Genomic DNA, 11,844 nt, shown 5'->3' on the forward strand with positions numbered 1-11,844 from the left:
ATTCCTATCCGTAAGAATAACGCATAGGCTGTGTCTGGTGAATCAAGGGGCTATTTCAGATGAGCTCAGTGGCGCAATCAAGACAATCAAAGACTTGATGCAGCTGCACGGCATCACCGTGGAAGATATCTCCTCCGGAACTCGTGCGAAGCCAACAAAAGCCAAGGGCTCGGTTCCAGCGCAATTTAAGAACCCAGAAACAGGTGAGACCTGGACTGGCCGCGGCCGCGCGCCGCGCTGGCTTGATGGCAAGGACAAGGAACAGTTTCGTATCACGGGTTAAGGAACTGGACGTCCGTGGCGCAAATAGTAGTTATGCGCCGTCAATTATTTCTTCATAATGAGAATCCTGAGCGGCATCAGCACTGCATGCCACTGGTAGGCCATCGCCTTTGCACATAAGCACAGGCGTCTGTTGTCACCACTACGTAGGAAGGCCTCGATAGGTCGAATCTAAGCGACAAAAATTAGCTAAATAGAGCGCCAGCGGTTGCATGAGCATTCTTCCACTTTTGAAAGAAAATATACTTACACTTGAGAGCACAGCAACATCATATCCCAGTGGCCAATAATAAATATTGCCATATAGTTAATTTTATTTGTTCCAGTCGAGCTGATGCTGGCGCCCCCGCTACACGACATTGATGAGTGCGGCAAGCGCCGGATGCTGTTCCTGCACCTGGACAGGCCCTCTGGCAACTACTTGTTGCTACTGGACTCGAGGCTATCCGGCTACGAATGCTGCTAAAATGCTTGGCGCAATGAGTGGTGATTGATTTGCGCCATGTACTTATACGTTTCATTCGCTACAACAGCCTTCCACCATGACTATTACGATTGATTCCCTCCGATTGCTTTCCCGAGCTTACACGCGACCTATGTTCGCTGAGCTTGCACGCACCGGAAATGCCAAGCCAGTTATTGACCTGCTACTAACGCATGGCCAGGTCGAGCACGACCTAGCCGAACTCGGGCTTGGCGACCTGTTCGAACATGGCTGGAACCGCTTGGCCAGCAGCTATCGCAACGAGTATGTCTACAAGAACGAATTGGCGACCCGACTTGTCTTTAAACGCCACAGCCCCCGTACTGCAGGTTTCCAAGTAGAGCTTCGAGTGGGCAGTTCAATCGCAGATGTCGTTGTGGCAAACGGCACGACCACAGCGTACGAGATAAAAACCGAGTTCGATACATGCAAACGTCTCGCCTCGCAGACCAACGACTATCTCAAAACCTTTGACAAGGTATACGTGGTTACGCATCCAGCTCACATCACACGCTATGAACGTGAGCTCGACAGCCGCGTTGGCCTGATTGTCCTTTCGGACCAGCACGCTTTGACACCCTACCGCGAAGCAAGCACGAACATTGAAAATATTGACCCGCGAACAGTTTTCCGCTGTATGCGACGGGAGGAATATCTAAGCGCCATCGAATCAACTCTCGGAGCGGTACCGTCTATGCCAAATGGGTTAATCGGTGCTTATTGCGAAACTCTATTTCAACAACTATCTGCTGAGCAGGCGCATAAATGTTTTGTCAAAGCGCTTAAATCGCGTACAACGGACAAATCTAATGTAGACTTTGTTTTAAGATTACCATCGTCCCTACGCGCTTTAGGATATGCAACGCCGCTCTCCGGACGTCAACGCATTTCGGTTTTGGATTCTCTGTCGAAACCGATTCAATTATCCCATTAACGTACGAATATTCGGTGGCGAGTCTTTTACCTACCTCGGAGACCGTTAATGTACTTTCCATATGTTTTTGGGCGCGCATCGGAATTGCTCGCTATTCGCAGCAGTAGTGTTAACTATCTGTCTTCCGGGCTCGTGATACCCATCATCGAGCCGATTGTCACGAAACCTGCAGCACTAACTAAGACCATCGACGAAATTGGGGAGCGGGGGCACAAAGCCATCATCATCACGAACCCTTCGCAAGGCGAGTTAAAAGGTGGTCCGCCGCTGGCATGGGTCGCAGCTGTAGATGTCTCTCTTGCAGCGCAAGCTAGCATCATCCCGGGCTTCTTGTGCCGCCCCGGGGTAACGCATGCAGCTGTGCATGATTTTTTAACGAAATACTCGCATCGTGAAGTTGCGCTTCTCTACCTGAACTCTGGCCTCTCTGATGCCGTTGTGCAGTCGCTGGCATTGGTGCCGAACGTGTCATACCACGTTGCGCTGCAAGGGAAAGTACCAAGTTCGCAGCTATTATTGCTTCCGCACGCAAAAAAGGTTCACATTTACGACCACTTCAACAAACAGCCGCGAAATGCTGACTACTGCGGGGAGGAGCATTTTACTGACCGTCATAGGTCTTTTAGCGAGCACGGAGCCGGATTCGGCGACTACACCATTACCGGTTGCGAGGTGCAGCTGGGCGGAGGTCCGCCTGGCGCGGTGGCTGTCCACATTACATATAAAAGCGGGAGGGACGGGAACCTGTGGGTACAGCACTTTGTATCCGACGATACCCACATCGGGGTAGGTACGACCGAAGGAAAATTTTTACAGGCCGTATCAAAATTCGCGGCGGAGTACCACGTCCGAGGAGCCGAGTTCGGCACTAATGGGGCCATTAACGACTACCTGCAAAACCACAACAATTCGCACTATCCTGGTCTCGGCAAAAACAAAGAGCGTCAAATTCAACATCATATCGCCCGCATCCACGACTTCCTATTGACCGGACACTGACGGAAGCACGGTTACCATTTCGTGCTGTCTGTAGACCCTCGATAAGGGGAGGGTTCCCGTACATATTCCGCACCCTCGATAGAATATAATATAAACGATATAATTATTTATATCGTTAACGCGCATTCCATATGGTTTATCAGGCCCTTAAAAAAACAATATCGAATTATTGATGCATCACAATTACACCAATATGCAACTCATTCCAATCCAATCCAATCATTCGACTAGCGCCTTCAGCAACGCATCTCGTGCATCCAAGTAAAACTGGATGTCCACCTTTGTCGCCATATCATCCGAGAGCTCGTTAAGTTGACGCCTACAATTTACCGGCATCAGCAGGGCCTGCGCCCCCTTCTCAATCGCGATTTCAGCGATGTTGACGGCGTTGTGAACAGGCTCAATTGAGCCGCCGAGATTGATTTCACCGACCACAACCAGCCCCCCGCGCACAGACTTCCGAAGCAATGCGCTGGACAGGGCAATTAACGCCGGCACTCCAAGCTTTGCCCCAGATTTAGCGGCGTCGAACGCTCGAAGTTGGACGGAAAACTCATGCGACCTGGGGTCTCGGTCACCAACAAGCTGAACTGACCGTGCGTACAAATTTTGTTCCGCGTACCGCATCGACTCCTGGAACGCCGGCGGTGTCGGCTTGTTCATAATGCGAACTCCCGAACCCGGCCCCTCATTGACTTCGATACGATAAAGGCCAGGATTGTCGTCTGTACCACCCGGGCTGATAGTCCACACTTGACCAGCCTCCAACGGGTCTATGCCCAACGTGTTATCACTCCTAAGCTCTGGCGTCACAACAAATTTCTCAACTCCCTCCGCGCCCATCGTGTAGCTGAAATGCGTGTTGCGAAACTCCGCAGCACCAATGCGTTTTTGCTGCTCCTTCACTCTGCGCCGCACTTCAAGCGCCAGACGAACAGCCCACTCGAGGTCTTCGTCGCTGACTTGCGCACCCGCATCTGGATAGATAAGCTTGAGCAGGCCACTAACTGTCTTATTGACGGCATTGAGGTCGCGGCCCGATAGAGCACCTCCCCAAAACACACGGCCTTGCAAGGTCGATACTCGACTTTGCCCACGTAGTTGTGTGAAACACTCGGAAAGGAAGTCGCTCACCAATCCAAAGTGGTCGGTGAACAAGCTTGGGTTCAGCTTCGGCACATCCCAACCCGGCAAGAAGCAATGAATACGGTCCATGAAAGCTGTATCGTCGCGCATCTCAGGAGGCAGGGGTCCGAAGAGATGGCCGACGCGTTGTTGGTGCTCAACGTCGACGTCAAAGTTACCTACCAGGACAATCGAGCCGTCCGCGCGAATGCTCTCTTTGCCGCGGGAGAACTCTCCCGACTCCATATAACCCTTCATGATGTTAACGCCATCCTTTTGGTCAAAGGACACACCAGAGACCTCATCAAAACAGACAACGTCGTACTGGCACACCAAGCCACGCTGACCATTTTGGTTATTCACGAACATTCGAGCCACGGTAGCCTTGCCGCCGGAAATGAGGTGCGCATAGGGTGAAATCTGCTGAAAAAGATGTGACTTTCCGGTGCCTCGAGGACCAAGTTCTACTAGATTGTAGTTGCGCTCAACGAATGGCACCATGCGCAGCAATAGGGCATCCTTAGCACGTTCCGCCAGGTCTCCCGGCTCAAATCCCACGCTACGAAGCAATAGGTCGCGCCATTCGGGCGTCGTAAATTGGCCACGCCCTTTGGCAAGTTCATCCAGAACCTCGCGCTTCGACAATTGGATTGCGCGAAGTCCGTCGACGCCAAAGGGACGTCCGCCCTTCTCTTGCGCTATTGACGCATCGTACCCAAGCGTGACCTCGGCATAGAAACCTCCCGTCAACATGCGCTCATGCTCTCTCACCGTCTCGGGCGTAATACGCACGTCGTTCAAACGAAGACTCGGCAGCGATGCCACATACGAATCGGTCTTGGCATCCAACCGAGCAGTTACGATATCAATGATTTTGACGGAACCGGATTCGCGAGCACGCGCCTTGAAGAGCTCTTCTTCCCCGGCCTTCACCGTTCGCGAACCAAGCTGACGTTGGACGATTTCTATACCTTCCTGAATCTCTGTGTCGTCAGTAGTCGCACAATATCGTCCCAACAGAAACTCGACGACGTACGTTGGCACAGGAAACTGGCGACTGAATGTGCGCACCAGGTCCTTGCGAACAACATATCCTTCGAAAGCCTCGCTCGCTTTCCTATCAAGTTCATCCAATTGCATACGTATTCCTCAATTTCATTCGCCAATCGTAGTCGGCATTTTTTGAACGACGGCACCACTAGCGTCGAGCACTACAACAAATGCAGCCACGTCCATACACGAATCGTCGGCAACGGCTACGGAAGCCCTACCCTCTTCGAATATTTTTACCTTGGCCAAGACACTGGACTCAGCAAGCGCGGCTTTCGTGCGAATGTCGACCGCCAATCCGGTATGCGCTGCCGCAATTTGAACCTGGCACCGCAGACCCTTCCACGTCACCTTGATGGTGTCCACCTTCAATGCTGCCGTATTTTCCTGATAAGCCAGCACCTCAATGACAGGTACAAGGCACTCCTGCAACGTAAGCCCACCATGAGCGTACTCGTCGCCGGCGACGAAGCTAGATATACCTGGCGCCATCGCGATTTGCACGTCTTTACACCAGTCCCAGCCAAACGTCAGCGCAGTACCATGCGACGAATCCTTGAGCACCGCGCAACGCCCCCACTTTGTCTTCGTCTGGTGCTTCGACAACTCAGTCTTCGGTAGCTTTCCCGGAACAAGCAACCAACCGTGGTCAGTTACGATTCGAAATGAAGTCCAACCGGCTGCGGCGAGCTCCATTGTGCGCTCGACAATTTGTCCAAGCTGAACATCAAGGTCGCGCGCGAGCTTGAGACCATGCGCGTGACCATAGTGGTCCAGGTCCCCGCACTCAACCCACGCTTTGCCAGTCGGGTCACCTATCTCGTGCTTGTCCAGAACCTGTATACCATGCTCGCCGAGGAGCTTCCGGAAATTGTAGGTATTGAGAGGCTTGTCGTCACCCTTCACGCATGGCTCGAATTCTTCATTGGTCACTTTACCGCCAATATATTTGGCGACAGGCGATACCCATGCCTTACCAGATGCGGTCACTGAAGGTATGCTCGTCCAAGAAGAGCTGAGTGATACCTCCCCAACCGAGCCAAGCTGCTCCTTCAATACCATGGCAACATCGTAACGCAGCCCGTCCACGAAGATTGTGCAGTGCCCGTTAGCGTCTGCCGCGCGTTCTGGCACCCCTATACTTAGGCGTCCCTGTTCGATGGTTACTTTTTGGAAATGGCTGGCAGTGTCCTCAAGCCATGGGACGTAAAGCGCGCGAAGCGCCATGTTTACAGCATCCGAATCCGCCTTAGATTGGACGGCCGAAATAGCTTTCAACGCCGCCGAATCTACCATCCAACCACTTTCCCGATATTTATCGGCCATTTGGTCTGGAGTTGTACCTCCCGGAATTTTCCCAGAAAGCGACGCAATTTCCACTAAGTGTCCAAGGGCACTCGCCAATTTTGAGCGTCCCATCCGGGCCCAAAGCCAATCGCGACGATGGCCATGGTCCTTCTCGATATCGAAGATAGCAGCCCTGGCTTCGATGACGGCCATGGCTCCTACGGCATTCAACTGGCTGCGCAGCAAAGCCTCGGCCTCCTCATTCACATGGAGGTATCCAGCCATTTCTGCCGGGTCGTCAAATAGGCCGCGAGATTTTGGCGGCTGTACCCTCGCCAAGTGGTCAGCCACCTTGGGGAAGCTCACATATGAATCGCTATAGAGGTCCCATACCGCTGCCCAAGCGCCTGCCCGACTGGCAAGCTTTTCTGCTGCGGTTAGGGCGCCATCGGCATGAAGGTCAAAGCCAAAATCGCTGCGACACCTCGCCGCAAACAATTCCCAATGGGCGCCTTGCCATTGGGAGCGGGCCAGCACGGAATCGTTTAACCATACCAGGACATCACGCGCCGGATTCGGTGCCAAGAGTCCGTCCAAGAATGCGGCATTTATTTGTCGCGACTTTAAGTCAGCCACTGAATGTTCAAAGAAGACGCCGGCCGTTAAAACCCGCTGTAATGAGTCCTGGGTAGCCTTGTCTTGCGAAACGTCGAGGCCAAGCCCCCCATGTTTTGAGGTCAAGAAGGCATTGAAGGTCCAGTCCTTTGCATTTGCTTGGCTCCAAAATACACCACGATACTGTAGCTCAGCAAGCGGCTGCAATTCACGAGGGCAGGACTCGATGGCGCGAAGTTCATTGCGACCCACGCCAGGGAGATAAATCACTGGAATGGCATCGCCTGCAGCAAAATCTTCGCCCAACGTTTGCGCAACGGCACACTTTAGCCAGATTGCCGGCCCAGTCCGTCGGTCTGGAGCAAATGTACCAAGGACGAGAAGCTCCGGTAACGCATCGACGAGCTGTGGGAGTATCGACTCCCACAGCCGGTCTTTGTCGGACCAAAGAATGACTGCAGGAGTCGTCTGTACACCTCGATTCACCTTAATGGCTTCTCGAATTGATTCAATGAATTTTGCGCGAATAGTCATAACGAATATTTTTTCCAATACTCTACTTAGGGGATGTCCAACCGGCTTTGCGCAGCGCACCGCAAAGACACTGAACCTGCCGGCAACATGAACAGGGCTGATATACTAGCTTTTCGTAGTCCTGAACTTGCGAAAGATTTCGGTTCGAATTCCTATCAAAGTACTCCCCCCCAAACAGTTGGCGCGCTACTTCACCAGGGATACGCGAAGTGTCTTGGGCATCTTCACTCACGTTCGAACGTAAAATGATGGCGCCTTTTTCACTTTTAGGCAAAGAAGTAAGCACATCCTTAACTCGGGATGCAGCAGAGCTAATATCCTCTATGTCAAACGGTGCAGCCAAGCCGAATTCAAGCTCATGAATTTCCAAACGGTCCTTGCGTCGGGCAATGGTCGATTCGACCTCAACAAGCAAAATCAGGTTGTCATCAATCGAAAGGTCAATACATAATCTCTCACCGAGAGGCCACACCTTTTCATCCACTTCTACGGCGAGGGTTCCCAAGGTTTTTCTTTCGTCTGTAGATTGAATGCTTCGTCCAGGTCTCTCTGGCGCGACAATCTGAAACTTCGCAATCCCATCAGTTGGGTCGACACAATACATATCCAATGTATGAGTCTGAACCGTGCTCTCACTCGGCATCAGCGTGCCTGCCTTAATCGCAGGGAAATATGCCTGACGCGCCACCAGAAATTCGATATTCTTGGAGAGCAACAGCCTTGCCCCATCGTGCGCAATCCAGGCAGCGCCTTCGGAAATTATCGTGTTCCCCCGCGTAGAAATCTCGACCCGCTGTGCGCCAAAAATTTCTCGTAGTCGTGACTGAATACAAGGCATGTTCACCATGCCGCCTGTTGCAAGACAGAGCTTGACGGCTGATGCCGGCAAGCGGGACGACTCGAGTATTTTTTCGATGCGTCGAATCCCTTGCTCAATTTTTTGCTTTGTACACTCTTCAAGCTGGCTTCGAGTAAGCCGAAATTCCAGGTCGGGGTCACCCGCTTCGTTCATAAAGTAATCCACCACCAAAATCGGATGCGTGTCCTTGCCCGACAATTCCACTTTCGCCTTCTCGGCAGATGCGCGCAGCCTTGCCTTGGCGCCAACTTGAGTAGCAACCTCATGAGTGATGCCACGCTTTGCTAAAACTGCCTGTTCAATATAGTTCACCAACATGTCGTCCAAAAGGTCCCCACCGACACTGTCACAGCCATCGTTCTTGATTTGCACCAACATCCCGCCCAACATGCGGCAAAGGGTCAAGTCGAGCGTTCCGCCACCCCAATCGAAGACCAACACAATTTCACCATTCAATCGCCGGGTCTCTTCAGCATAGTTTTCCTTATTGCGCAAATGCCCGTACAAGGCAGCCAGCGGCTCATGCACAAATTGCATGACACTGACACCCGCCATCCTGCATGCCTCTCTTAACTCCCTGCGTCGGGAACCGTTCATGTCAACCGGAATCGTAACGACCGCTGTCGCAAATACATTTTCTGGCATTTGCCTCTTAGCATCGGCACAGACATGCTTGACAACGTCCCTGACTACTTCCTTTGGGCTATAGCTGAAGCCATCAACCTCGACCGATTTTTCACCTAACCTGGTTTTGGGAGAACGCACAATATTTCCAACACCACCGGCCCCTGCAGAGCCAAGCATGGCCTTGGCTTTTTTCCCGACGATGACCTCATCGCCCTGGTAACAGACGATTGAAGGATGTGGCATGTTGTCGTCCAAAAGCGAAATACAACGGGTGCCGACGACCATGGAAGCCACGCTATTGGTCGTACCGAAATCCAAGCCAAATACCTTCATCTCTTACCTTCCAAATCGTTGATATATGCCTGCAAAGAGTCAACCACCACTGTCACAACATCTTTCGCCGTTTCAACTTTTGGAATCGGCCGCGACAACGCAATTTCAACGTTCTCCAAATCCATCACTTCCTTTTTCAGCACCCCCAAGGACCTCGCACGCAGTTCTTCATAATCTGCTCTGGCATGCACTTTTTGAACTGCCAGTTCACTCTGTAGCTCCTGAAGTTGCCTCTTGAAATTACCAAGTTCCTCATTTTTTTGTGCCAGCAGTGTGGCCTGCTCTGCATTTTGACTACTTAGACGCTCCACTTTTTCCACATTATTCGCGAGTTGCTCTTCAAGAAATCCTCCGCGATTAATCTGGGCATTGATGGATTGACTTGCCCATTCGGCGTACAGGCCAACTTTTTCAGCCTCGATTGCCGAGAGCGAAAGCATGCTTTCCAGCAAGTCGTCTTCCATATTTTCTGACTTGTTTTTAAGGCGCAGTATCGTATCCTTGAATACCCGGTGAATATCCCCAAACGATATGGATTCCTGCTCGCGGCGCCAGACCACTGCACAAAGAAAAGCATTGCGCCGAGCCTTTACAAAATCCTTTTCTGGATTATTTTTCTTCTCTGTTGAAACTGCGGCATCAGTAGAGTCGCCATCCGAATCTAATTTCGGAGTGCTCTCTAGCGACACGAAAGTAATAACAGCGTCGTCTGTTGAACTTGACTCGACAGCATTGCCTGCCAGAGTTGGAGCCGTTTTAATGACTTTGATTTTCGAAGATTTCTCTTTGGAATTGCACTTATTTAAGGCACTCCAAACATCCTGAAGCGATTGACCCTGCCCATAAAGTGGAAACAAATAAGAGCGGGCGAGCCCATGGTTGCGCAAGGCTGGATGCAGAGCGACAACGTCTTGAGCAAACTCCCTGAACATAGACTCCAACGTCCGGTTTGGGAGCGCACTGCGGGCAAGTTGCATCAAATTACGTGTTTTTTCAAGCGAAGCATCCAAGCCCATGGCCTTTTTCAGCAGAGCGCTGCGCATTTCCGGCACCATGGCTGCTGAAAGACCAGTCAGTCGCTGTACGAGCGCTTCTGGCAAGCTCTTGATTTTCCCAACATAGAAGAGGTCGATGTACTCAGCGAATGATTGCGGGTCCTTCCTTTTTTCCACTGCCACGGTCGAAACGGTCTTATCTGAGTCATCGTCCGTGGAAAAAACGACCTTCGACAAGTCATCCGATAGCGGACTTTTCGGAGCGATGACTGCCACCGCCTCAGTAGCTGTCGATGGTTGCCTATCATCGCCCTCGCGCGGCTCATTTGGAGCCTTGACCGCAGGTGCTGTGGCATTTCGAATATTGGGTGCCCCCCAAGCGCTGTCGGCTGGATGCGCTTTGACAGGCTGCCCTGTATTGAGCGAACCAGGCAAAGATTGAGAACTTATCGTAAAATTAACATTCTGCTTTGACATCGTATTTCGTCTTTTTGATTTCCTGTTACCGAAAGGCAATGATATCGTTGTTATCAATTTCGCCGACTTCACGGGCTTGTTTTCATCACTGCTCAATACGTTCTCGCTTATCAATTTGTATCAGGGATTCAGCCCACTTACCCCACTGTGGGTGGTGCCGCAATCGCCGCGCATGGTCGGAGCATTTCTTGACTTCACCTTCATTGTTCAATGCGTCTACGAGAAGAATCTGGACTTTAAATCTATCGTCGGGAATCCAATTATCGTCAGAAAATGTCTTTTCCAGCTCTTTTCTTTTTTCAACAACGCTTGAAGATGAAAGCAGACTCCATTCAAGCAGTTGATTGGTGCAAACATCAAGCGGAACTTGCTTAGACCGAACTCCTTCGGTCTCATCCGGGAGTACTGGCAAATTTTCAAGGGGATGAAGGAGGCGCCAAAATCGCTGCATCACGCGAGCCAGTTGCGGTGAATTTTTCACCGACAATCCATCATTAAACGCATTCAAGTTGAAATTAATGGTTTGAGTGACAACGACTGAGAGCGGCGTATTGAAACGGCTAAGCAGTTGCTGCGCAGACGTCATACGTGCTCGCCCATCTTCCCTCGTGAGCGATGTCTTCCCACGCTGGTCTTTTGCGAGAACCCCATACAGGTACATGCTCAAACCATCGACATAGCTCCTAACAGAAAGGAACTCACGCGTAACTTGAATGAAGTTGTTGATGGATATGACGGTCAGGTTACCGGCGCTAGAAAGTTCGAAAAATCGCTTTTCGACCTCGATGATGTCATTTTTTTCTGGGATGCCAATATCAAGGTCGTAGCTTGTTTCCACCGCTCCTTCATCATTTCTAAGCCGCACGGAAATAAATTTCTGACGAGCGGCAGCTATGCGCTGCGACAAGACCGCCGCAGTCACTTGCTCACCATTGACCCAACAGGTGCTTGTGTTCGTGAATCGTATATTTTTTGCCTCAATTTGCTTCGAAATCGTGTGTCTCGTGGCGACAAACTCGACGCCGTCAATCAGCAAGGCTGGTTGCAAATAGGGGTGCTTCTCGAAGCGATGAAGCGCCAATGCGTCGACGTCTGGAAACTCTTGGCCGCACTTCTGGCATCGCGGAAAAAACGGTATCGGAGCAATGTATATGTCAGACAAACCCGTTGACTCGTGAAACTCCAAGTATCCTGTATGCCAAAATCCCATTGTTTTCCTTGTGTTTATGTTTACTGCATTGCT

At 51.3% G+C, this 11,844-nt stretch carries 8 protein-coding genes; 3 read left to right on the top strand and 5 right to left on the bottom strand.

The window, feature by feature from the left end; all coding sequences use genetic code 11:
• The first annotated feature begins 37 nt into the window (after positions 1-37).
• The 3 genes from K0F86_RS22340 to K0F86_RS22350 all read left to right on the top strand — a co-directional run bounded on the left by K0F86_RS22340 (position 38) and on the right by K0F86_RS22350 (position 2,699).
• On the top strand, positions 38-283 hold the full coding sequence (locus tag K0F86_RS22340; RefSeq protein WP_257572320.1) for an H-NS histone family protein: 246 nt from the start codon (positions 38-40) through the stop codon (positions 281-283).
• A gap of 541 nt (positions 284-824) precedes the next feature.
• Positions 825-1,700, top strand: a complete 876-nt coding sequence (locus K0F86_RS22345; RefSeq protein WP_219136376.1) for a sce7726 family protein — start codon at positions 825-827, stop codon at positions 1,698-1,700.
• A 48-nt stretch (positions 1,701-1,748) separates the two neighbouring features.
• On the top strand, positions 1,749-2,699 hold the full coding sequence (locus K0F86_RS22350; protein WP_219136377.1) for a sce7725 family protein: 951 nt from the start codon (positions 1,749-1,751) through the stop codon (positions 2,697-2,699).
• A gap of 219 nt (positions 2,700-2,918) precedes the next feature.
• On the opposite strand, the gene brxL is transcribed toward K0F86_RS22350, so the two are convergent.
• From brxL to K0F86_RS22375, 5 genes are read right to left on the bottom strand one after another with little or no spacing between them, the layout of a single operon-like run.
• Positions 2,919-4,964: a protease Lon-related BREX system protein BrxL gene (gene brxL, locus K0F86_RS22355; protein ID WP_219136378.1), complete on the bottom strand. Its 2,046-nt coding sequence runs from the start codon at positions 4,962-4,964 to the stop codon at positions 2,919-2,921.
• Between the two features lie 15 nt (positions 4,965-4,979).
• Complete coding sequence (gene pglZ, locus K0F86_RS22360) at positions 4,980-7,328, bottom strand: BREX-1 system phosphatase PglZ type B (RefSeq protein ID WP_219136379.1); 2,349 nt, start codon at positions 7,326-7,328, stop codon at positions 4,980-4,982.
• A 4-nt stretch (positions 7,329-7,332) separates the two neighbouring features.
• A complete protein-coding gene (locus K0F86_RS22365; RefSeq protein ID WP_219136380.1) occupies positions 7,333-9,129 on the bottom strand; it encodes an Hsp70 family protein in 1,797 nt (598 codons plus the stop codon).
• A complete protein-coding gene (locus K0F86_RS22370) occupies positions 9,126-10,697 on the bottom strand; it encodes a hypothetical protein (RefSeq protein WP_219136381.1) in 1,572 nt (523 codons plus the stop codon). The genes K0F86_RS22365 and K0F86_RS22370 overlap by 4 nt, the downstream gene beginning before the upstream one ends.
• Positions 10,687-11,811, bottom strand: coding sequence for a hypothetical protein (locus K0F86_RS22375; protein ID WP_219136382.1), 1,125 nt, complete (start codon positions 11,809-11,811; stop codon positions 10,687-10,689). The genes K0F86_RS22370 and K0F86_RS22375 overlap by 11 nt, the downstream gene beginning before the upstream one ends.
• Positions 11,812-11,844: the final 33 nt, after the last annotated feature.

It is taken from the genome of Janthinobacterium sp. UMAB-60 (genome assembly GCF_900095235.1).
Classification (GTDB): Bacteria; Pseudomonadota; Gammaproteobacteria; order Burkholderiales; family Burkholderiaceae_D; genus Janthinobacterium.